Genomic DNA, 22,253 nt, shown 5'->3' on the forward strand with positions numbered 1-22,253 from the left:
CCAAACGTTCAGTCCACCCGTGGTCGTCGTCCCGTGGTCATCGTGCCGGTGTCTCCCGGAGACGGCTGCCCCGGGCCGCCGCGGCCCCACCGGTCAGCATGTGCCGGCCGGTTCGGAGGTCTGGCAGACGTTGTTGATGAACGTGTTGTCCTTCGCCTTGGCGTCGCGGGTGGCCAGGTCCGCCGGGCTGTTGCCCAGTACGAGGTTGTCGCGGACGACGTTCCGGTCGTTGGAGACGCCGTCCATGCTGCCGAACACGACGATCCCGCCGGAGTACGGCGAGTCGCCCACGTTGTCGTGGACCGCGTTCTGCGTCACCAGTACTTTCTCCGTGCCGACGAGGACGATGCCGACCCCTTGGAGGTGTGGCAGGCGCGCGGCGGCGGGGCAGTACGCGTTGTTCTCGTAGACCGCGTTGCGGCGGACGGTCAGGTCGCCCGCCGTGCGCGGCAGCACGACGAAGACACCTGCGCAGTTCTCGGTGACGACGTTGTGCTCGACGGTGAGGTTCCCGAGCCGACGGGTGGTCATGCCGATCCGGTTGCCCGTCAGGCGGTTGCCGCTGATCACCGTGCCACGGGTGTCGAAGGTCTTGCTCTCCGCGTCGGCCTCGAACACGTTGGCGGTGTAGAGCCCGGCGTCGCCGTTGCCGCTTGCGGTGTTGTAGCGGAACGAGGCGCGGGTGGAGCGATCCTGCGCGATGCCCCACTGGCCGTTGTCCCGGGCGGTCACCCGGCGGACCTCCATCTGGTCGGTGCGCGTGGCCGAGACACCGTTCTTCTTGAACCCTTCGACGGTCAGCGACTGGATCCGCACCCCGGTGAGGGGTTGTTCGTCCGTGCCGGTGACGCAGATGCCGTTCCCCGCCTTGGCGCACGCACTCCCTGACTCCTCTTCCTTTCCGGGCGCGATCACGGTCTGCTCGCCCGCGCCCCGGAGGGTCAGCGGCTTGGTGATCGTGACGCTTCCGCGGTAGGTGCCCCGCGCCAGGGTGATGGTGGCTCCGGGGGTGGCCGAGTCAACGGCCTTCTGGAGGGACTGGCCCGGACGGACCACTTGCTCGGGGCTGCTCTGGGCGGAGGCGGCCGGAGCGAGGGCACCCATGCCGACGACAAGGGGTGCGATGGCGCAACTAAGGCATGTGGCCTGGTATTTCCTCATGATCCCGACGTTATGGACCACCCCGCAGCGCCGCCACTCTTAGCAACCATATGGACATGGAAAGTCACCTATAGGACTTGTTTCCTGGATCCGCCGTCGGATGCCCGGCCGGGACAGGGAAGGGGCGAACGGGCCTACGTCTTCCACCGCATCGTCGCCGTGCCGTTGCCGTCACCGTCGCCGCGATCCGGCTCCGGCTCCGGCTCCGGCACACCATTGGCCGCCTTCACCGGTGCGGATCTTCATCCTCGTGGCCGGAGTGGGGAATTTACGGACCAGCGGGGCCGGGACACCATTATATCTGTATCCGCGGAGTGAGAGTTTTACGGAACCGTGCGGACAGTTTCCCTGCAGTAACGACCGGAGTGGAATTCCTCCACGCACATGGGCCGCCGTAACGTGCTACTGTCGGTCTCAGTTGCAGTTGTGGTTCCCGAATTCAAAGTTCTTCTCAGTCGGCTTTTTCGCCACTGGAAGTGCCTTTTGGCGCCGGTCTTTTCCGGGCGGGGTGATCATCGCGGCGACGCGGCATCCGTACAGTGCGGATGCCGATTCACTGCCCCGAAGGAGACAAGACATGGCTACTGGCACCGTGAAGTGGTTCAACGCAGAAAAGGGCTTCGGCTTCATCGAGCAGGACGGTGGCGGCGCCGACGTGTTCGCCCACTACTCGAACATCGCTGCCCAGGGCTTCCGCGAGCTGCTCGAAGGCCAGAAGGTCAGCTTCGACATCGCGCAGGGCCAGAAGGGCCCGACGGCCGAGAACATCGTTCCCGCCTGACGTCGACGCACACTTACAGCTGGGGCCCGCATCCTTCGGGGTGCGGGCCCCAGCTGTATGCACGTCCCGCGGTGTTTTCTCCCGCGGGACGACTGCGGGAATCCGCGGGCTCATACCCACGGACTCTCTTTTCGGGGAGGTCAGAACCTCCCTTCTCGTTCACATCGTGGCGCACGATTCTTTTCGCGCCCCATTCGGCCCGTTCTTGCAATTCTCCATGCCGCTCACTGCTGCGGGAATTCCTTGATATGTGCCGCATCAAGGAAGGTCCCGCATGAACCGCACACGCACGAACGACCGATTCTCCCGTACCCGGAACGGCATCGCCGCCCCCGGGAAGAGCGGCAAACGGTTCGGCTCGTCGTCCCCGAGCCGCTCCGGCGGACCGGCGCGTTCCAACGGTCCCAGCCGCCGCCCCGCCGCGCTGCAGGGTGAGTTCGCCCTCCCGAAGACGATCACTCCGGCGCTGCCCGCCGTGGCGAGCTTCGCCGATCTCGACATGCCCGCGGAGCTGCTGGCCGCGCTCGGCTCGCAGGGCGTGACCGTCCCGTTCCCGATCCAGGCCGCGACGCTGCCGAACTCCCTCGCCGGCCGTGACGTCCTCGGCCGGGGGCGCACCGGTTCCGGCAAGACCCTCGCCTTCGGGCTGGCCCTGCTGGCCCGTACGGCCGGGCAGCGCGCGGAGCCCGGGCAGCCGCTGGGGCTGATCCTCGTACCGACGCGTGAGCTGGCGCAGCAGGTCACCGACGCGCTGACGCCGTACGCCCGCTCCGTGAAGCTGCGCTTGGCCACGGTCGTCGGAGGGATGCCGATCGGCAGGCAGTCCGGCGCGCTGCGCCGCGGCGTCGAGATCGTCGTCGCCACCCCCGGCCGCCTCAAGGACCTCATCGAACGCGGTGACTGCCGGCTGGACCAGGTCGCCATCACCGTCCTCGACGAGGCCGACCAAATGGCCGACATGGGCTTCATGCCGCAGGTCACCGCCCTGCTCGACCAGGTCCGCCCTCAGGGTCAGCGCATGCTGTTCTCCGCCACTCTCGACCGCAACGTCGATCTGCTCGTGCGCCGCTACCTGAGCGACCCCGTCGTGCACTCCGTCGACCCGTCGGCCGGCGCGGTCACGACGATGGAGCACCACGTGCTCCACGTCCACGGCGCCGACAAGAACGCGGCCGTCACCGAGATCGCCGCACGCGACGGCCGCGTGATCATGTTCCTGGACACCAAGCACGCCGTCGACCGCCTCACCGAGCACCTCCTGAACAGCGGGGTGCGGGCCGCCTCCCTGCACGGGGGCAAGTCGCAGCCGCAGCGCACCCGTACGCTGACGCAGTTCAAGGACGGGCACGTCAGCGTGCTGGTGGCGACCAACGTCGCCGCGCGCGGCATTCACGTCGACAGCCTCGACCTCGTCGTCAACGTCGACCCTCCGACCGACCATAAGGACTACCTCCACCGCGGCGGCCGCACGGCCCGCGCCGGCGAGTCCGGCAGTGTCGTCACCCTGGTCACCCCGAACCAGCGCCGCACCATGACCCGCCTGATGGCCATGGCCGGCATCGTCCCGCAGACCACCCAGGTCCGGGCGGGCGCGGAGGCCCTGCAGCGCATCACCGGCGCCCAGGCCCCCTCCGGCATCCCGGTCGTCATCACCGCACCGGTGGTCGAACGCCCCAAGCGCGGCAGCACCTCACGCGGCCGGCGCCGCTCCGTTCCGGCGGCCCGGCGCGCGCCTGCACGGCGGTCCGTCTCCGACGCGGCGGCCTAGAACCCCGGATCCAGCGTTCCGGATCCAGAACGCTGGATCCGGAACCCGGAACCCGGAACCGTCCCGATCAGGAAGCCGACCCATCTCCGCAGGAGGCACCTCTTGACGCTGGTCCAGACGCATTCCCGCTCGACGAGCACCCATGCCGTGCCCAGGACGGTTGCCGATGCCATGGATGCGACCGGGCCCCAGGTCTGGGAGGACATGACCGTCGAGGTGGCGCTGTCCGTCATGGCCGCCGCCCGCACGGGTCACCTCGTCGTCTGTGACGAGGACGGCCAGTGCACCGACCTGGTCACCCGGGCCCGGCTCATCGCCGTGCGGGAGAGTTCCGGATACACCGACCGGGTCCGCCTGCGCGACCTCTCCGGCGACGGCGGGCTCTTCGCCTCGCCGCCGGCCCCGGTAGCCGAGGCCGAGTACGCGATGCGCCACCGGCGGCCCGGGGTCCTGTCCATGGTCGAGGACCACGGCAGCGCTCTGGGCGTTCGCGCCCTCTCCCGCTGAACCGCCCCGCCACGGGCGGTCCCCCTTCTTCTCCTTTTCCTTTCCTTGTGAGGCATCGTGCGCTGTGTCATCGCCCGTTTTCCGTTCGAGCTCACCAAGGCCGGCGTGCTGGAGTCGATGAAGGGCGTCAAGCCCGAGCCGGTCACCGGCGACTCCGTGATCATCGGGCGCCGCCACTACCCCGCCAAGCAAGTCGGCCAGGTCATCACCCGCCAGGACCGCCGTGATTTCAGCGGCGGCGAAGTCCTCAGGGCCATGGCCCAGCTCGGCTTCACCTGCCGCACCGCTCCCCGGGCCGCAGAGACCGCGGAGGCGGCAGCCGCGAGGATCGTCGACCCGCTCCAGCGGGCTTCCGCGCTGCTCGGCGCCCCCCTGTCCATCTGACCGACGGGGAGGAACCGCGAGCCGGTGCCAGGACAGCGGTGAGGGCGCAGGGGGCGCCTTGCGAGCCGTGGCCTGCGCGACCAGTACCTCGTGTGCGGATCGGACGGCGGGATTCGGAGTCGCGACCGCCGGTCCGCAGATCGGCACGGCGGCACCGGCCCCGCGTCTCCTCGGGCTGCCGTCCCGGCCGGACCGCGACGCCCGGACCGATCGGCGGTTGTCGGCTCCGGACCCGGCGGGGCTCCCGTCCGTTGGAAGGCGTGGGTCAGGCGTCCGCCTTGTGGCCGGCCCCGACATCACCGCGTCGCAGTTCCTCGTTGATGCGCTGGGCCTCTTCGAGTTGGTCCTCCAGGATGATGATGCGGCAAGCCGCCTCGATGGAGGTGCCCTGGTCAACCATCTCCCGGGCGCGGGCAGCGATACGCAACTGATAGCGGGAGTAGCGGCGGTGGCCGCCCTCGGAACGCAGGGGCGTGATCAACCTGGCCTCGCCGAGAGCCCGCAGGAAAGCGGGCGTGGTACCGAGCATCTCTGCTGCCCGTCCCATGGTGTAAGCGGGGTAGTCGTCGTCGTCGATGCGGTCGAGCGGTGTGTCTGCGGTCATCTGCACCTCTGATGGGGGAATGCGTCGAGGGGCCTTGGTGCCGTACGGCACCAAGGCCCCGAGGGATTTGTAACACCATCGACCGGCTTCCTACGAGGCCGGCCCTCTGTTTCCGCACCAGCCCCCGAAGAGGGGCGGAGAGTGCGGGGATCGCGGATACGTGACCGTGGGACCACCTTCCGTTCCGGGGCCTGCGGTACCCGAGCGAACCGTTCTCGCCCGGGCGATCCTGATGGCGTTCGCCTCCTTTTCTCTTTCTTCTGACAAACCTCTTGGTACTGCGGGTCCTGCGTACTGCCGGCAGCCCTCACGAGGCCACCCGGCCCGGCGACCAGCGAGGGGACCCAAAGCCTACTCCGGCCCCACCGCTCCACCGCCGTGCCACAACCTTTGTTCCGCGCGGGCAGTTCATGTCTGCCGCGCCTTACCGACTTCCTGGCTACAGCAGACACATTAACCCCCTCGCGGGCGCATGTCTACATCAGCCATGACAGGTTTCAGTCCGTGCGAGTGAAAGGTTCCACACCGCTGCCCCTCTGCCGCAGCCGCCCGGCCGAGGCCCCGCACCCACGTCACCAGGTGGATCCCAACCCTCACCGCCGAGTTCGCCGACCACAACGGGCTTCACCCCACGGACATACACGCGCTGCTCCACCGGCTGGAGGACTGGAGCGCGGGAGCGCGGGAGCGCGGGGGGACTCGTACGCCGGGGACTCGTACGCCGGGGGCGGGAGGACACCCAGGGGCGTCGACGGGTGCTGCCGTCCGTGCAGGACGAGGGCCGTCACTCTGCGCCGCTCGCACCCGTCCGGAGCCATCGCCCCTCGTCCCCGGCCCCCCGCTTCCCCGCGTTCCGCAAGGCGACATCCCAGCGCTTCAGGTCCCCCCGGAGGTGCTGTGCCACGGGGCGGCCGATGGCCGTGGCCGTGTGGCATGCCCGTCCGACTCCGAAGCCACTGGGATGTCAGGCATTCACTATCGCCCTCGCCGGCCGGCCGGCCGGGGCTTCAGCGGAACGCGCGGCCTTCCTTCGCATCCCGCGCACCCCGCGCACCCGGTACCCGGTGTGCCCGATGCGCGCTATGCGTCCCACGCTTCTTGCCTGGCCTCGCTCGGCGGGATGCCGTGGGCGTTCCGGAAGGCTCGGCTGAAGTCCGCCGGGGGGCGGAAGCCCCAGCGGGCGGCGATCTCGCCGATGGACGCGCGTCGCAGACCGGGGTCGGTCAGATCGGCCCGGCAGCGCTTCAGACGGCGGCGGATCGTGGCACCCACGGAGCCGGCCGCTTCGTCCTCGAGCCCTCCAGCCCGGGGCCCGATGGCTGCCGGGCCATGGCGCGGGAGACATCTTTCCTGGTCATGGGCATCGGCGAGGTGGACGAGGTGGGCGCGTCACAGGCGTGGGCCGGGGCATCGGCTCGTGGGCGTCAGAACACCTCCTCGGCTTCGTCACGCAGCGCCGACAGCGCACGCCGCGCGGCCACCGTGTCCGGCAGCACGGCGACCAGCAGGGGGCCGCCCGCGGCCGGTTCCTCGATCAGCGTCCGGCGGATCCACTCCATGCCTTCCTTGAGCTCGGCGTACGCGTCCGCCATCCCGCCACTGCGGGTGAAGTTACCGAGTGCCGACCGATGCATCGCGTCGATCAGCGCGGAGAGTGCCACCGGCAGGAACGCCGGACCGTCCGCGGGCAGCCGGTCCCGCAGATACGCCCGCGTCAGGGCGACATAGCGCTCGTTCTCGAGCACCTCACGCCTGCGCAACTCGGGCACGATCCGGGTCAGCCGGTAGCGCTGGAGCACCAGCTCGGGCCTGCTCAGGAAGTCGAGCATCACCACCTCGGTGGCCGCGATGACGACGTCCACCGGCGATCGGTTCCCGGTCGGCTTCACCAGGTGGCGCGCCAGCAGCTCCAGCCGCGCGGAGTGATCGGGGAAGGCCAGCTCGTCCTTGCCGTCGAAGTGCCGGAACACCGTACGCCGTGACACCTGCGACGCGTCCGCGACGGCCTCCACGGTGACGCTCTCGTACCCCTGCTCCAGGAACAGCGCCATCGCCGTCTCCGCGATGCGGTACTTCGTCTCCAGCCCCCGTTCGGCCACGGCCCCTCCCCTCCCCGACTCCTCGACGTCTTCGCGCGAAGTCGTCGTGAGTCTATGACCACGGTCGCGGGGGGAGGCCGGGGCGGCCGTCTCCCCCCGCATGTGGTCGGCGCCGCCTACCCGCCGAACAGGCCGGGCCTGGCGGTCGCCCTTCCGTCCTCGGCGTCGAGGTCCATGGTGTGCGGCCACTGACTCCACCGCGCACCGAGGCCGGAATGCTGCGGACTCCCGGTGCGTACGAACGCGCGCACACTGGCGATCATCATGTCCGACAGTTGCAGACGCCCGGGCTCGTTCCTGCGGCTGAACGCGAACGCGAAGAACCCCTCGTCGAAGGTGTGGAACAGGAACGGCAGGTCCATGGCGTGGACCGCGCCGTACACCTCGTCGAACGGAGCGGGCTCCTGGTTCCAGCCGAACCGGTAGTGGAAGAGGCGGTCGTTTCCGGCCGCTTTCAGGGAGTTCATCGAGTCGAGGGCTATCCCGGTGAAGACGGCGTCGGTCAGCCGGCCGGCCTCCTCGTTCCATCCGCCGGGACCGTCGACCGGCAGATAGCGGTCGACGATGAAGTCGTCGGCCTCCCACCGGGACGGCCGGTCGGGATCGAACCGGTACTGCCACGTGAAACGCTGGTGGTCGGTCGGGCGGTACGCGCCGATGACCGACCCGAACAGCTTCCCCTCCTCCAAGGTGTTGCCCGCGAGTACCGGAATATCCCGGTATCGTCCGGACGCGATCGCGGCGTGGTGGTCGGTGGGCAGCACCGAGCCGTCCGCGATCACCCGGGGTGGATCCCCGACTTCGGCGCCCAGACGCACCTGCGCGCGGATGAGCGCATCGGCGGGCATCGACCTCAGGCGACGCACGGCCTCGCCCCGGTCGCTGGCCCGGCCCGCCGCCTCGTCCACGAACTTCTCGGCGTAGGCGCGCGCCGATGCCGGCGTGGCGAAACTCAGACCGCCGCTGAGCGGGATCGCCTTGTCCATCAGGCCCTTGCTGAGCGGCGAGACCATGAGCGCCCACACGTTGACCGCGCCGGCGGACTCGCCCATGACGGTCACGTTCGACGGGTCGCCGCCGAACGCGTGCGCGTTGTGGTGGACGAAGCGAAGTGCCTCGACCTGGTCCAGCGTCCCGAAGTTGCCCGAGTCGTTGCCCGAGTCGTCGGCCGGCCCCCGGTTCTCGGGTCCGGGCAGGTCGAGCCATCCGAAGACACCCAGCCGGTAGTTCACGGTGACCACGACCGCGTCCGCCTTGCGCGCCAGTGCCCGCCCGTCGTACATCGGATCCGCCGCGTAGCCGACCATGTTGCTTCCGCCGTGGACGAACACGATGACCGGGAGGTTCTTTCGCGAGGTCGCGGGACGGAACACGTTGAGCGTGAGGCAGTCCTCCGAACCCACGGGCTTTTTCAGGCCGTCACGGATGTCGAGTCCGTAGTGCGGGCCGCTCGGCGACGGGCTGAAGAGCCGCCCCTCCTGGATGCAGCCGTCCCCGAAGCGGCGTGCGTCGCGCACTCCGCGCCAGGGGCGATGAGTCACCGGAGCACGCCAGCGCAGCCGTTCGACGGGGGGCTCGGCGTACGGGACGCCGAGCCAGGCGAGGGTACCGGTGGACCGGCTCTGGTCGACGCCCCTGACGAGCCCGAGACTCGTGTGCCGCACGACCGACGTCTCGTGGGCACTCGCGGGCGATGTCACACCTGACGAGGTGGCTGCCAGCACGATGCCGAGCAGGACGGCGATGACACGGTTCCGCATGGTCACTTCACCCCTTCCGCGCCGACCGGAGAGCTCAGGCCGGCCTCACGAATGGTCCGCCGGTCCTCGGAACGTACGGTGCGACGCAGCACCGGCAGGAGCAGCACGCCGAGGACGGCGGCTCCGACGAGTACGGCGTGACCGGCAGACTCGCTTCCCCGGCTCTCGGCGAGTCCGTACAAGTAGGGGCCGACGAACCCGCCGAGCAGCCCGACCGTGTTGATGAACGCGAGTCCGGCCGCGGCCATCAGCCCGGACATCCTCGCCATCGCGACCGACCAGTAGAGCGGGAGGATGCCGACCAGCAGCAGCATCGCCGCGTCGATCAGCAGAATGCGCAGGACCGCACCGTCGGAGACGCTGTACGCGATCGCCACCGGGACCGTGGCGAGCGTCACGTACGTCAGGACCCGGACCTCGTTCCGCACGCGACGCTGGATCCACGGGATCACGAGCACGCCGATGAACGCGGCGATGCCGGCGCTGCCGCTCACCACACCGATCAGGAAGGACCCTTCGACGTCGAGGCTTTCGACGATGGACGGGAAGTTGTACTGGATCGCCACACTGCTGACCTGGTTCGCGAAGTAGATCAGCGACAGCGCGAGGATGAACGGCCGGGCGAAGGCGATCCTGGCGTTGCCCTTCAGGGTGCCGTGCCCCGGGGCGGTCCGCACGACCGCGTGCTCGTTCAGCACCGCGGCCTCCCGCGCCGTCAGCCACTTCGCGTCCTCCGGCCGGTCGGGCACGAGGCGCCACACGAAGTAGGCGACGACCACGGTGAGCAGGCCCTCGACGAGGAACATCCACTGCCAGCCGTACAGTCCGCCCGCTCCATGGAGCTCCATGAGAGCGCCGCCGAGGGGGGCACCGAGCGCGAAACCGGCGCACACGGCGAGGTAGAGGATCCCGACCACGGTCACCCGCTGCTTCTGCGAGAACCAGATCGTGACGGTGTACATGAGCGCCGGGTACAGGCCGGCCTCGGCCGCGCCGAGCAGGAACCGGACGATGTAGAAGGACAGTTCGTCCTGCACGAACATCATGCAGGAGCAGAGCAGTCCCCAGGTCACGGCGATCCGGGTGATCCAGCGCCGGGGTCCAACCCGGTACATGATCAGATTGCTCGGTACCTCCAGGAGCGCGTAGCTCAGGAAGAAGATGCCGGCGCCGACGCCGTACGCCGCGGCGCTGATGCCCACGTCGGCTTCGAGGGACGTCTTGGCCATACCGACATTGGTGCGGTCCACGAACGCCATGAAGTACGTGAGGCACAGGATCGGCAAAAGACGGAAGGCCGCTTTGCGGCTTGCCGTGGCGTGCAGGGTGTCGGCTTCGTCCGGCACGATTCGCTGCTGATTCACAACGGGCTCCCGAAGGGGGGTGGCACTGGATGTCATTTTTTGACACCCGGTGGCGCTGGACAGTGCCATACGTCACACGGGCACACAAGGCCTCCGACGCAGGTTCGAGTTGACTCCTCCGAGTGCGGGCGGCAGGGCGGCATCGCGGACCCGTCCGGCCCGTATCCCGGAAGCCGCCTCGACACCTCCCGAGGTCGATGGCGATGGAGTGAAGATCATTTGAAGCAAGTGTGTGGGTGTGCGAGGGGTTGCCGACTGGAGTCTTTCCATCACTGCTGGTTATGGGGCCGGAGCCTGGTGCACGCATGCAGGGTCACCGGTGGGGAGGGCCTGTCGAGCATGAGCCGTCGCTCCAATGGGTTGGTCGCCGTCCGGGCCGAGGCGCAGCGCCAACAGCAACGTCAACAGGAGGCGCAAGCCAGGTTCCAGAGGGAGCAGGGGCGGCAACAGCGCTCCCACCAGCGGGAGATCACACGCAGCTACCGTGAGCAGAGAGCGGCGTACCGGGAGCAGCGCGAGGCGGAGACCCGGCGTCGTACGCAGGAACTCGACGCGCAGGTCGAGGCGTTGCAGGGCCTGTTGGCGACGGGGTGCCGGGCTCCGGCGTTCCGGGCCGACGCGCTCACCCGGCCTGAGTAGATCGAGGTGTTCTCCCCGGGACAGCTCGCACACCCCATCCGCATGCCGGACCCGAACCAGCATCAGTGCCAGCCGCAGCAGAGCGGCTGGACCGCCGCACGGCGGGCGCAGGCACAGGCGGAGGCCCGCTCCGGGTTCGAGCGCGACCGGCAGGCCGCGCAGGCCACCGAAGCGCAGCGCCGGCACCCGTCGGCCGCCTACCAGGCGCAGTACCAGCAGTGGGCCGAGGCCCGATCGAACGAGATCCGTCAGCACAACGCCGGCATCGCGGAGAGGGCGACGGGGCTTCGCAACGGAGATCCCGAGCGTTCGCCTGACCTTGTTCACGGACTGACCAAGGAGTTGTGAGACGCCCGGTGATCACTCCCGACAGCTGGCGGAAGTCCTCCTCCTCGGGCAGCGGCGACGGCAACGCCTGCGTGGAAATCGCGGAGGCGGACACCTGCACAGCCATCCGCGACTCGAAGAACCCGACTCGTGCCGTCCTCTCCGTCTCCGCTCCGGTATTCGCCGCCCTCGTCGGCGGCCTGAAGGTCCGCTCGGGGCCTCCGGTGCAGCAACAGGCGCTCTGCTACGCGGTGAAGTGGCTGGAAGAGGTGCTTCGGGCGCCGGGTTTGACGTCAACCAGGGTGCGATCCAGTCACGTTCGCCTACGTTGGCCCCACTGGTCACGCTCATCACAGGAGGCTCAGCCGTGTCGGAGGACATTACTCAGGACAGCGCCGGTTTCGAGACACGTGCCCGCATCGATACGACGAAGCCGCACTCGGCGCGGTTCTGGAACTACTTCGTCGGCGGCAAGGACAACTACAAGGTCGACCGGGAGGTCGGGGAGCAGATCAAGGACATCTTCCCCGGGCTGGTCGACGTGGCGCACACCAGCCGGCAGTTCCTGGGGCGGGCTGTCACGCACCTGGCCGGGAAGGAGGGGATACGGCAGTTCCTGGACGTCGGTACGGGACTGCCGACCGCCGACAACACGCACCAGGTGGCGCAGCGCGTCGCTCCGGACGCGCGGATCGTGTACGTCGACAACGACCCGATCGTGCTGACCCACGCCAATGCGCTGTTGACCAGCACGCCCGAGGGCCGGACCGACTATCTGGACGCCGACCTCTACGACCCCGAGTCCGTCCTGCGGGCCGCCGCCGGGACGCTGGACCTGTCCCGGCCGGTCGCCCTGATGATCCTCAACACGCTCGGCCATGTCGCCGACTACGAGCAGGCGCGTGACCTGGTGAACCGCCTCATGGCCGGGCTTCCCTCGGGCAGCTACCTCGTGATCAGCGACAGTACGGCGACGAGCGAGGGCATGATCGCGGCGTCGAACGCGTACAACTCGAGTGGCGCCGTGCCGTACTACGTACGCGAGGTCGAGGAGATCGCCGGGTTCTTCGACGGCCTGGAGCTGGTGGAGCCCGGAGTCGTACGGGTCCCGGAGTGGCGGCCCGAGGCCGGGGCACCGGGCGAGCACGACGAGAAGGCCGTGGACGCCTACTGCGGAGTGGCGCGCAAGGCGTAAGACGCTCGGTGAGCGGGTGAGCGGGTGAGCGGGCGGGGAGCCGGTACGGTTCGGCTCCCCGCCCGCTCGTCGTCCCCGGGGGATGACGAGCGGGCCGACGGTGCGCGGTGTTCGGCGTGCCGGCGTGTCGGCGGGCCCGTCGGTGAGGTGGACGGGGCGGCGGCGGGAGGGGCCGCGTAGCACGGGAGCGTCGCGTGGCATGTGCCACTCCCTTTCATGTCTCGTCATGTCCCGGGGCTAGCATCCGGGACATGACGACTCAAGAGACCAAAGAGACCAGCGGTTCCTCCCCCCTCGATGTTGAGATCGGTGCTCTGAGCGGCGGTTCCGCCGGGCTCGCGCGGTATGCGGGCCAGGTCGTGCTCGTCGTGAACGTGGCCTCCAAGTGTGGGCTGACCCCGCAGTACGCCGGGCTGGAGCGCCTGCACGAGCAGTACGCGGCGAAGGGCTTCACGGTGCTCGGCGTGCCCTGCAACCAGTTCATGGGGCAGGAGCCGGGCACCTCGGAGGAGATCGCCGAGTTCTGCTCCGCGACGTACGGCGTGACCTTCCCGATGACCGAGAAGGTCGAGGTGAACGGGGAGGGGCGGCACGCGCTGTACGAGCGGCTGGTCGGCTTCGCCGATGCCGAGGGTCACAGCGGTGACGTCCGCTGGAACTTCGAGAAGTTCCTGATCGGGCGGGACGGCGAGGTCGTCGCCCGTTTCTCGCCGCAGGTCGAGCCGGAGGCGGCGGAGCTCGTGGCGGCGGTCGAGGGCGCGCTCGGCTAGCCGGACGGAACTCCCTCGAGCAGAGCGGTCTCGGGCGCGTCGAGGACGTTGACCTTGCCCCTGGGGCAGGGGTGAGCGTTCGGGTCGTCGGGCGGAAGGGCCGCCCGACGGCGGAGGATGGCGCGGTGGACGAGGAACTGCTCGGGATCGGTGCGTTCGCGGCGCGGGCGCGGCTGTCGGCCAAGGCGTTGCGGTTGTACGACCAGCTGGGGCTGCTGGCTCCGGCACGGGTCGACGAGGTCACCGGGTACCGGTTCTACCGGACGAGCCAGGTCGAGCGGGCCCGGACGGTGGCGCTGTTGCGGCAGCTGGACATGCCGCTCGCCCGGATCGCCGAGGTCGTCGACGCGGACGACGGTGCCGTGGCGGCCGGCCGGCTCGCCGCCTACTGGGCGGATGTCGAGGCGCGGATCGCCGGGCAGCGGACACTCGCCGAGTACCTCCGTGGACGACTCTCCGGGAGGAGTTCCGAGATGTACGGGAAGTTCGTGGTCGAGACGGTGGACGTGCCGCGGCAGGTACTGATCACCGAGACGCGGCACACGCTGGCGGACGAGTTGCCGGCGTGGATCGGGTCGGCGCTGGGGCGGCTGGAGGAGTCCGCGTCCGTGTGCGGGGGCGTGGCCGGGGCACCGTTCGTCGCCTATCACTCCGAGGTGTCGACGGAGAGCGACGGCCCGGCCGAGGCGTGCGTGCCGGTCGCCGACGAGGCGACGGCCCGGGCCTGGGCCGCGACGCAGGGGCGGGCCCGGCGGACGGCGGTGCGGGTGGAGCCGGCCCAGCGGCTGGCCCGTACCCGGATCACCAAGGCGCAGGTGGCTCATCCGCAGATTCTGGCCGCGTTCGAGGCGGTGGAGCAGTGGATGGCGGCCGAGGGTCTGACGGCCGCGGGACCCTGCCGGGAGGTGTACTTCGCGGACTGGGACGCCGCGGGGGCCGAGGATCCGGTGTGCGACGTGGCGTTCCCGGTGCGGTGAGGGCGACGGCGGGGCAATGCGGTGAGAACTGCGCGATGAGGACTGCCCGGTGAAAGCGGCGCGGTAGCGAAGCCGCCGAAGCCGCCGCCGGCGGAACGTGGGCACGGGCCGAGCCCTCTCGGCAAGGACGGCGATCTCGTCGAGAGGGCTCTCCAGCCGTGCTGGGAGTGGGACCGGGCCTGTGGTTGGGTGCCGCCGACAGGCAGTCCGTCGTGGCAGGGCTGCCGACGGCCCCCCGACCGTCTCTGTCGGCTGTCCCCGGGGTCGACCCGTCCCCGTATGGTGGTGGCCTTCTCAGGCCTTCACCGAGGCCACGAAAGCGCTCCACGCGTCCGTGGGGAAGGCCAGCTTCGGACCCTCGGGAATCTTGGTGTCCCCGAGTTCCAGTGCCTCCTCGGTGGTCGACCTGACCATCACGCACGCGCCGTTGTTGTTGGTGTAGGAGGACGTCGTCCACGTTTCCGTGGCGCCCAGACGAATTGCCATGTTCGCTCCGTAGCCAGTTGCTGAGTTGCTGTCACCGGACTGCGCATTCCAGCAGGGACCCGCAGAACGGATTGCGCCAACCTTCACTGACGGCTGGCGTGATCGACGCTACTCGCCAACATCCTCTACCGGAGCAGCCATTCACTCGACCGGGTGGCATATTCCAGGTGAGACTTCCAGCGCGGCATGTCAGCGGTGTACAGTGCCGCTCCTTTGCCCACCGGAGAGCCGTAGCCGTCCTGCCGGGGCGTCAGCGCGCGTACTCCTTCGCGACCCGCTCGACCAACTGGCGGGACTGCTCCACGTTCAGGGACTGGGCCCGCAGGTGCTCGTACATCACGGTGTACTTCTGCACGTCGTGCGGCTTCTCCAGGTACAGGTCGCTGGTCACGCCCTCGATGTACACGACGCTCGAATCGGCCGCGTCCGCGAACTCCAGGATGGAGTACTGGCCGTTGATGCCCGAGTGCGCGCCGACCTCGAACGGCAGCACCTGCACGGTGATGTGCGGCTGCTGCGACAGCTCCATCACGTGCTCCAGCTGTTCACGCATGACCTGCCGGCTCCCGACGACCCTGCGCAGCGACGCCTCGTCCAGGACCACCCACAGGCGCAGCGGGTCCGTCTCGGCGGTGATGCGGCTCTGCCGGCGCAGACGCACCTCGACGCGCTTGTCGTTCTCCTGCTCCGACGCCTCCGGCGAACCGCCCCGGATGATGGCCTCCGCGTACGCCCCGGTCTGCAACAGGCCGGTGATGATCTGGGGTTCGTAGACCCTGAGCGACTCCGCGTCCGTCTCCAGGCCGATGTAGACGCTGTACGGGATGTCGCCGAAGGCGTGCCACCAGCCCTGCTGGCGCGAGTCCTTGGCCATTTGCATCAGCGACTCGACGACCCGCTGGTCCGCGACCTCGTAGACGCCGCAGAGGTCGCGGACGTCACGTTGGCTGATGCTGCGCCGGCCGTTCTCCAGCCGGCTGATCTTCGACTGCGACACCAGCAGTCGTTCCGCCACTTCCTCCGCCGTCATGCCCTTGAGCTCACGGAGCCTGCGCAGCTCCTGGCCCAGCCGGCGTCGCCTGACGGTGGGATTGACATTGGACGCCACGGGACGTGCACCTCCGGCTGTGTGCCTCGTACTTACTCGTACTTGCCACTTTGCGTATCTGGTGTTGAGCAGACTGCCACCAAGGCGCTTCCTGCCGCTGGAGAACAGCGGATATCCAGCGGTTGCGCCCCGGTTCGCCGGGTGATGGCGGTACGGAGCGGAGCGGCACAGAACCGTGCGAGCGGCACGGAGCGGTGCGGTGCGGTGCGGTGACGGTTTTTCGGCACGCCGAGCGGGGCGGAGAGAGTACGCACACTCTCTCCGCCCCGCTCGGACAGCGGCTCCCGTGACCGGGTCTGCGGTGCCGTGGCCGGTCAGTGGTCCTAATGGGCCACGGCGCGCGCCATGGATCCGTGGTGCGGTTGGGCCGGAACACCACGGGCGGGTTCCGGTCCGCCCCTGCCGCCGGGGGTGGCGACCTGACGGCCTCCTGCCGGGGCCGGGTTGCGGCGCGGCTGGGCCGCCACACCGTTCTGCACGTCCATCACGGCGTGCGCCACCAGGCCGCCCATCGGGTCGTGCCGGATCAGATCCCGCAACCGGGAACGCGAGGAGCGACCCTCGTTCCCCGGGTACAGGTGCTTGCCGAGGCCCACGGCGTGCGCCAGTGCGGCGAGCGCCGCGGTCCGTGGGTCCGGTGGCACGCCCGTACGGATCGCGGAGTCCAGCCGGGCCTTGATCTCCCGGCTGATCTCGGTGTCCGTCGCCTGATAGCGAGTCGTCGGCAGCACCCCGCACATCTGGCCGGCCACGGCATGCACCATGCCGCACCGCTCCAGATGCGAGAGGTAGGTCTGGCGGAGCCCTAGACGCGGCCCGCCAATCCAGTTGACCGCCCGGACCGGAGCGCCGCGCCTTCGCAGCAACTCCAACGCGCAGTCCAATGTCGGATCTCCAGTCGGCCGTGGTACCACCACGGCGATACGATCCCCGTCTGGGGCTATCCGTCCGGCCAGCGCCAGCTCCACTAGCTGCGCTCCGGCCAGACCGAGGTCGAGCGACTGCGGCTGCGCAGTGGTACCCGTGGTCGGGTCCAATGCCAGCAGCAGAAGCTCTTCCGGAAGTGTTCTGCGGCTCCTGCCCATCCATGCCTCCCCGCGTGGATGAATGACAGGGTGACCCCTCTCACATTGGTCTGTCGAGAGCACGTGACTGGTTTGTAAGGGAACCGATAGGTATGTCGTTCTCGTCTACCACGGGGGGGAAGTCCACACACAGGACACTGGTAGATGGTTCGGGCAGCGCCGCGGAGCGCTGTCGTGGGTGGCGGAACGGTTTCACGGTTCGGTTGGCGTACGCGCGACGCGCGACGCATGGAGGAGGCATCGGTGGCGGGCGAGTCCCCCGACAGGTCGAAGCAGCGCGAGTCGTCGGAAGAACCGACGCCGGGGAGCGCGGGTCCGGTTCCTGAAGCCAGGAGCGAGGGGGGCGCCGCCGGCAAGCGGGACCCCCGGTTGCCGGTGACCCGGGACACTTCGTCACCGTCGCCGTCGTCAACTGCTTCGGCTTCGGCCTCGACTTCGGATTCGTCCACGTCATCGTCGAAGAGCACGGCCTCCGCGAACGATCGCGGAGGCGTGGACACGGCCACTCGGGTGCTTTCGGTGCGCGACACGGAGACCGAGGGCGAGGAGGCCGAGGACTCCGTCGAGGCCGCGGATTCCGGCTCCGCGGATTCCGGCTCCGCGGATTCCGGCTCCGTGGACTCCGGCTCCGTGGACTCCGAGCCCGAGTCCGCGGACGGAAAGCCTGACGGGCGTGACGATTCCGCTACGGAAGGTGACGAGCGACTGCAAGCCGTCGTCACAGCGTGGGTACGGTCCGCCGAGGAGGTGGATCAGGACGAGGACGGCGAGAGCGCCCAAGGGGCCCAGGGGGCCCAGGACTCCGCCGACGGTGACACGGGCGCCGAGAACGGCCCGGAGGACGTCAAGGACGGCAGCGTGAGCCGCGACGAGGGCTCCAGCGGGGCTTCCGGGGGCGGGGCGGCCGACGACACCGGTACGACCGAGGAGTCCGAGGAGTCCGAGGAGTCCGAGGAGTCCGAGGAGTCCGAGGAGTCCGAGGAGTCCGACGGAGCCGAAGCGGGGGACGCGCCCGGAAGCGCGCACGACACCGACACCGACTCGGACGCCGAGTCCGAGTCCAACGCCGAGTCCGAGTCCAACGCCGAGTCCGAGACCGACTCCGACTCCGAGACCAAGTCGGAGGCTGACGCCGACACAGCCTCCGAGGACGAAGCCACCCCCGCGGCCGAGGACGACGGCGACAGCGCCTCCGGGAGCGCCGACGGCGACGACACCGACGCGAGCCCCGAGCCGCAGCCCGAGGCCGACGCCGAGCCCGAGCCCGAGGGCGCGAAGGCCACCCCCGAGCCCAGCGCGGACAAGGCCGACGACGGCGACGACGGAGAGGGCACCGGCGACGCCAAGCCCCCCACCGATCAGCCCACCGCCGTCTTCAAGGCCCCGCGCCCCTCCGCGCCCGCCGTCGACCAGCCCACCACCATGCTCAAGCTGGGCGACGCGGCCAAGGAAGCAGACAAGGCCGAGAGGGTCGACAGGTCTGATTCCAAGGGCGATTCCAAGGGCGGGGCCGCCTCCGAGGCCGCACCCGACGCGGACCCCGAGTCCGGCCCCGAACGCGCCGGCACGTTCGTGCCGCTCAAGGACCTGGACGCGCCCGACACCCGTAAGCCCCCGAAGCGGGTGGACTCCGCCACCACCTCGCTGCGGCTGCCGTCCTCGGCTCAGGCACGGCCCGCCGCGCCCCCGGCCGAGGGCACCCGTGCCGTCCCGCAGGTCGGGCCGGAGCTGACGCGGCAGCAGCCGCTGCCGCCCAAGCCGCCGCTGGACCTGCTGGCCGAGCTGACCAACACCCCGCCGCCGCCGGACACCCCGCTGCGCACGACCCTACGGCGGGTCAAGGTCTGGACACCGCTGGTCGCGCTTCTGGTGATCGTCTTCGCGGTCGTACAGAACATGCGTGCGCTCCCCACACCCACGCTCGAACTGACCGCCGAGGACACGTTCACCTTCGACGGCGGCAAGGTCGACATCCCGTGGCCGGCCTCCGGGCAGGCCGCGCTGGACGTGCAGGGCATCGGCACCTTCGGCTCCTCCGGTGAGCAGAAGCCCCTGCCGATCGCCAGTGTCGCCAAGGTCATGACCACGTATCTGATCCTGCGTGACCACCCGCTCAAGAGCGGCGCCAAGGGTCCGATGATCAAGATCGACGATGCCGCGGAGAAGCAGTCCGGCGCCAAGGACGAGTCGACCGTCCCCGTGACCTCCGGTGACGAGTTCTCACAGCGGGAGGCCCTGGAGGCCGTCCTGATCGCTTCCGCGAACAACGTGGCGCGGCTGGTCGCCCGTTGGGACGCGGGGTCCGAGGAGGCGTTCGTCGAGAAGATGAACAAGGCCGCGAAGGACCTCGGCATGACGAACACGACGTACACGGACCCCTCGGGTCTGAACAACACCACGGTGAGCACGGCCGTGGACCAGGTGAAGCTGGCCAGGGCCGCGATGAAGCAGCCCGCCTTCCGCGAGATCGCCGCGATGATGTCGTACGACGACTACAAGGGCAAAAACTGGTCCAACTGGAACCAGCTGGTGGGGAGCAACGGCGTCGTCGGCATCAAGACCGGCACCACCACCTCGGCGCTGGGCAACCTCGTCTTCGCCGCGAAGAAGGACGTCGACGGCGAGACCCGCACCATCGTCGGCGCCGTGGTGCGCCAGCCCGCGGGCGGCGCCGACAACTCGATCCTGGCCGGCGCGCTCTCCGCGGGCGACCGGCTGATCCGGGCGGCGCAGGAGGCGCTGGAGTCGACGACGGTGCTGAAGAAGGGCACCGTCGTCGGATACGTGGACGACGGGCTGGGCGGCCGTACGCCCGTCGCCCTCACCGAGGACGTCAGGGCCGCCGGCTGGGCGGGGCTGAAGGTGAAGCTGACGTTCACCGGCGGGGAGCTGCCGCACCGGGCGAAGGCCGGTACGGAGGTGGGCTCGCTCGCCGTGGGCGACGGCACGAACAGCGGCGCCGTCAAGGTCCCGGTCACCCTCCAGGAGGACCTCGTGGAGCCGGGCTTCCCGGACAAGCTGACGCGTCTGGGCTGACCGTCGGAGCACGGTGGGCGCCGCCCCGCCGACCGGCGCCCACCGCGGGCGACGGTCGGCGGGGCGCGTGCTAGCGTCACGAAACGGGCAGGTCGCCGGTGACCGCGCCGTTACCGTGAGCATGAAGACGCGCTACGACGACGCGCGCACGAAGACGCGATACGAAGACGCCATACGGGGAGTGCCTTCAGGTGGCCACAGCGGAGCCGACACGCGCCGACGACGCCGAGCCGGGCCCGGAGTCCGGCCCGCGAATACCCCTGCCGGAAGCGGACGACCGACGACCGGGCACGGTCGCGGGCACGCCGGAAGCGTCGCCCCCTGCTCCCGCCTCCACCCCTCCGGCCACCGCCCCCACCACCTCCTCCGCGGCCCTCCGCACCCCGGCCCGCGTCTCCCGTCCCCAGGCCGTCGTTCTCGCGGTGCGCGCCCGGATGCTGCGGCATCCGGTGCTGTCCGTCACCGCGCTCGCCGGCGCACTGCACATCGTCTGGTTCTTCACCTTCGCGAACAGTGGCGGCGACCTCGCGGCGCAGGACGCCTGGGCCGAGTTCGTCGGCCGGCACCCCGACTCCGCGTACAACATGGCCTGGTACGGCGGTATGCACGCGGTGTCGTACAGCATGGTGTCGCCGTACCTGATGGCGGTGCTCGGCGTACGGACGACGATGATGCTCGCGGGGACGGTGTCGGCCGCGCTGCTGACGATGCTGCTCATCCGCAGCCGGGCCGTGCGCAATCCGCTGTGGGCCGCGCTCGCGGGGGTGTTCGGGCTGCTGGGCAACGCGGCTTCGGGGCGGGTGACGTTCGGGCTGGGCATGATGTTCGGGCTGGCCGCGGTCGCCGTGGTGTTCTGCTGGCCGTACCGCTGGCGCTACAAGCGCTGGGCGAAGGCCCTGTGCGCGGCACCGCTGGCGGCACTGGCCACCATGTCCTCGCCGGTCGCGGGCCTGTTCGTGGGGCTGGTGGCGGTGGCGCTGTTCCTGCAGAAGCGCCGGCCGGGGGCGTGGGCGCTGGGGCTGGGTCCGACCGCGGTGGTGGCGGTGTCGGCCTGGATGTTCCCGTTCTCGGGGACGCAGCCGATGGGATTCGGTTCGGTGGCCCTGCCGCTGGTGTTCTCGGTCCTGGTGTGCTTCCTGGTGCCGCGGGAGTGGATCACGGTCCGGATCACGGCCGCGGTGTACGGACTGGGTGTGGTGCTGGTCTGGCTGGTGAGTTCGCAGATCGGTTCCAACATGACGCGGCTGTCGATGCTGTTCGCCGGGGTGGCGCTGGTGGCGGCGCTGCCGTTCGCGGCGCCGAAGAGCCTCAAGTGGTACGCGATCGTCGTGGCGTTCGTCGGGTTCGTCGGGTGGATCGGCTTCAAGTCGGTCGACGACGTCGTGAACACCACGCCGGCCGCGTCCTGGGCGCGCGAGCTGGCGCCGCTGGTGAACGAACTCCAGGAGGTCGGCGCCGACAAGGGCCGCGTGGAGGTCGTCCCGGCGCGTTCGCACCGCGAGGCCTCGGCGCTCGCGCCGTACGTCAACCTGGCGCGGGGCTGGAACCGGCAGGCCGACATGGAGCGCAACCCGCTCTTCTACGACGACACCCTCAACTCGGCGAACTATCACGAGTGGCTCAAGCGCTGGGCCGTGCACTTCGTGGTGCTGCCGAAGGACACGCCGGACGGTGACGGTGGTGAGCGGGAGCGGGAGCTGGTGCAGCGGGGGCTGCCGTATCTCCAGCAGATCTGGGGCGACGCCAACTGGCAGCTGTTCGCGGTGCGCGACCCGTCCTCGCTGGCCGAGCCGAACGCGGTCGTGGAGCGGGCCAGCCAGAGCGAGATGACGATGCGGGTCGAGAAGGCGGGCCGGGTCGTCGTGCGCATCCCGTACTCGCCGTGGCTGAGCGTCGTCGACGCGGAGGGCAACAAGCTGGAGGGGCCCCAGGAGACGGAGGAGTCCAGGAACCGGTCCGAAGACGGCGGGGACGGGGACTCGGACGACGGGCCGAAGACGTACGACAACCTCAACGGCTGCCTGATGGAGACCGAGGAGGACGAGAACGGCGACAAGTGGACGGTGCTGCTCGCGCCGGAACCGGGCACGTACCGGCTGGCGGCGCCGTACGGCGTACCGCGGGGGACGCCGTGCCCGGAGGAGCTGCACTGACCGTGGCGGCCGGTCCTTGCCGCCGACCGCAGGCCGCCGACCGCAGGCC

General features: G+C 69.8%; 20 protein-coding genes and 1 pseudogene. 12 read left to right on the plus strand and 9 right to left on the minus strand.

What is annotated here, in order from left to right; all coding sequences use genetic code 11:
* Positions 1–93: 93 nt before the first annotated feature.
* Positions 94–1,161, minus strand: a complete 1,068-nt coding sequence (locus OHB56_RS18480) for a nitrous oxide reductase family maturation protein NosD (protein ID WP_406354503.1) — start codon at positions 1,159–1,161, stop codon at positions 94–96.
* Positions 1,162–1,738: 577 nt separating this feature from the next.
* Here OHB56_RS18480 and OHB56_RS18485 point away from each other — a divergent pair.
* From OHB56_RS18485 to OHB56_RS18500, 4 genes are all read left to right on the plus strand, one after another.
* A complete protein-coding gene (locus tag OHB56_RS18485) occupies positions 1,739–1,942 on the plus strand; it encodes a cold-shock protein (RefSeq protein ID WP_004986771.1) in 204 nt (67 codons plus the stop codon).
* Between the two features lie 274 nt (positions 1,943–2,216).
* The gene (locus OHB56_RS18490; RefSeq protein WP_406354505.1) at positions 2,217–3,710 is read left to right on the plus strand and encodes a DEAD/DEAH box helicase; all 1,494 of its coding nucleotides are present in this window, start codon (positions 2,217–2,219) and stop codon (positions 3,708–3,710) included.
* Positions 3,711–3,812: 102 nt separating this feature from the next.
* Positions 3,813–4,217, plus strand: coding sequence for a CBS domain-containing protein (locus OHB56_RS18495; protein WP_406354507.1), 405 nt, complete (start codon positions 3,813–3,815; stop codon positions 4,215–4,217).
* Between the two features lie 57 nt (positions 4,218–4,274).
* On the plus strand, positions 4,275–4,601 hold the full coding sequence (locus OHB56_RS18500; RefSeq protein WP_055594015.1) for an SCO5918 family protein: 327 nt from the start codon (positions 4,275–4,277) through the stop codon (positions 4,599–4,601).
* A gap of 265 nt (positions 4,602–4,866) precedes the next feature.
* On the opposite strand, the gene OHB56_RS18505 is transcribed toward OHB56_RS18500, so the two are convergent.
* The 5 genes from OHB56_RS18505 to OHB56_RS18525 form a co-directional block, all read right to left on the minus strand.
* On the minus strand, positions 4,867–5,205 hold the full coding sequence (locus tag OHB56_RS18505) for a MerR family transcriptional regulator (RefSeq protein WP_055594016.1): 339 nt from the start codon (positions 5,203–5,205) through the stop codon (positions 4,867–4,869).
* A gap of 1,080 nt (positions 5,206–6,285) precedes the next feature.
* Entirely contained in the window at positions 6,286–6,477 is a 192-nt protein-coding gene (locus OHB56_RS18510) for a helix-turn-helix domain-containing protein (protein ID WP_406354510.1), read from the minus strand.
* 152 nt (positions 6,478–6,629) lie between these two features.
* Positions 6,630–7,304 (minus strand): TetR/AcrR family transcriptional regulator, encoded by a 675-nt coding sequence (locus tag OHB56_RS18515; RefSeq protein WP_406354511.1) that lies wholly within the window; start codon positions 7,302–7,304, stop codon positions 6,630–6,632.
* Positions 7,305–7,420: 116 nt separating this feature from the next.
* Positions 7,421–9,064 (minus strand): carboxylesterase/lipase family protein, encoded by a 1,644-nt coding sequence (locus OHB56_RS18520; RefSeq protein WP_406354513.1) that lies wholly within the window; start codon positions 9,062–9,064, stop codon positions 7,421–7,423.
* Positions 9,065–9,066: 2 nt separating this feature from the next.
* On the minus strand, positions 9,067–10,428 hold the full coding sequence (locus OHB56_RS18525) for an MFS transporter (RefSeq protein ID WP_406354515.1): 1,362 nt from the start codon (positions 10,426–10,428) through the stop codon (positions 9,067–9,069).
* Positions 10,429–10,767: 339 nt separating this feature from the next.
* Here OHB56_RS18525 and OHB56_RS18530 point away from each other — a divergent pair, with 339 nt between their 5' ends.
* The 6 genes and pseudogenes from OHB56_RS18530 to OHB56_RS18555 all read left to right on the plus strand — a co-directional run bounded on the left by OHB56_RS18530 (position 10,768) and on the right by OHB56_RS18555 (position 14,336).
* On the plus strand, positions 10,768–11,067 hold the full coding sequence (locus OHB56_RS18530) for a hypothetical protein (protein ID WP_406354516.1): 300 nt from the start codon (positions 10,768–10,770) through the stop codon (positions 11,065–11,067).
* Positions 11,068–11,109: 42 nt separating this feature from the next.
* The gene (locus OHB56_RS18535) at positions 11,110–11,415 is read left to right on the plus strand and encodes a hypothetical protein (RefSeq protein WP_406354518.1); all 306 of its coding nucleotides are present in this window, start codon (positions 11,110–11,112) and stop codon (positions 11,413–11,415) included.
* Between the two features lie 8 nt (positions 11,416–11,423).
* Positions 11,424–11,588, plus strand: a pseudogene (locus OHB56_RS18540) (DUF397 domain-containing protein); the annotation flags it as partial.
* Positions 11,589–11,761: 173 nt separating this feature from the next.
* Complete coding sequence (locus OHB56_RS18545; RefSeq protein WP_406354520.1) at positions 11,762–12,589, plus strand: SAM-dependent methyltransferase; 828 nt, start codon at positions 11,762–11,764, stop codon at positions 12,587–12,589.
* A gap of 251 nt (positions 12,590–12,840) precedes the next feature.
* Entirely contained in the window at positions 12,841–13,359 is a 519-nt protein-coding gene (locus tag OHB56_RS18550) for a glutathione peroxidase (RefSeq protein ID WP_406354522.1), read from the plus strand.
* 125 nt (positions 13,360–13,484) lie between these two features.
* Positions 13,485–14,336 (plus strand): MerR family transcriptional regulator, encoded by an 852-nt coding sequence (locus tag OHB56_RS18555; protein ID WP_406354524.1) that lies wholly within the window; start codon positions 13,485–13,487, stop codon positions 14,334–14,336.
* A 294-nt stretch (positions 14,337–14,630) separates the two neighbouring features.
* Here the strand turns inward: OHB56_RS18555 and OHB56_RS18560 are convergent, their stop codons facing one another.
* The 3 genes from OHB56_RS18560 to OHB56_RS18570 form a co-directional block, all read right to left on the minus strand.
* Positions 14,631–14,822, minus strand: a complete 192-nt coding sequence (locus tag OHB56_RS18560) for a DUF397 domain-containing protein (RefSeq protein ID WP_055594023.1) — start codon at positions 14,820–14,822, stop codon at positions 14,631–14,633.
* Between the two features lie 250 nt (positions 14,823–15,072).
* Positions 15,073–15,930 (minus strand): helix-turn-helix transcriptional regulator, encoded by an 858-nt coding sequence (locus OHB56_RS18565; RefSeq protein ID WP_055629107.1) that lies wholly within the window; start codon positions 15,928–15,930, stop codon positions 15,073–15,075.
* A 323-nt stretch (positions 15,931–16,253) separates the two neighbouring features.
* Positions 16,254–17,015 (minus strand): GPP34 family phosphoprotein, encoded by a 762-nt coding sequence (locus OHB56_RS18570; protein WP_326753286.1) that lies wholly within the window; start codon positions 17,013–17,015, stop codon positions 16,254–16,256.
* A gap of 519 nt (positions 17,016–17,534) precedes the next feature.
* On the opposite strand from OHB56_RS18570, the gene OHB56_RS18575 reads away from it, so the two are divergent.
* Together OHB56_RS18575 and OHB56_RS18580 are read left to right on the plus strand one after the other, a co-directional pair.
* Complete coding sequence (locus OHB56_RS18575) at positions 17,535–20,051, plus strand: D-alanyl-D-alanine carboxypeptidase (RefSeq protein ID WP_406354527.1); 2,517 nt, start codon at positions 17,535–17,537, stop codon at positions 20,049–20,051.
* Positions 20,052–20,242: 191 nt separating this feature from the next.
* On the plus strand, positions 20,243–22,204 hold the full coding sequence (locus tag OHB56_RS18580) for an MFS transporter (RefSeq protein WP_406354528.1): 1,962 nt from the start codon (positions 20,243–20,245) through the stop codon (positions 22,202–22,204).
* Positions 22,205–22,253: the final 49 nt, after the last annotated feature.

The sequence above is a fragment of the Streptomyces sp. NBC_01635 genome, assembly GCF_045209715.1.
Classification (GTDB): domain Bacteria; phylum Actinomycetota; class Actinomycetes; order Streptomycetales; family Streptomycetaceae; genus Streptomyces; species Streptomyces hirsutus.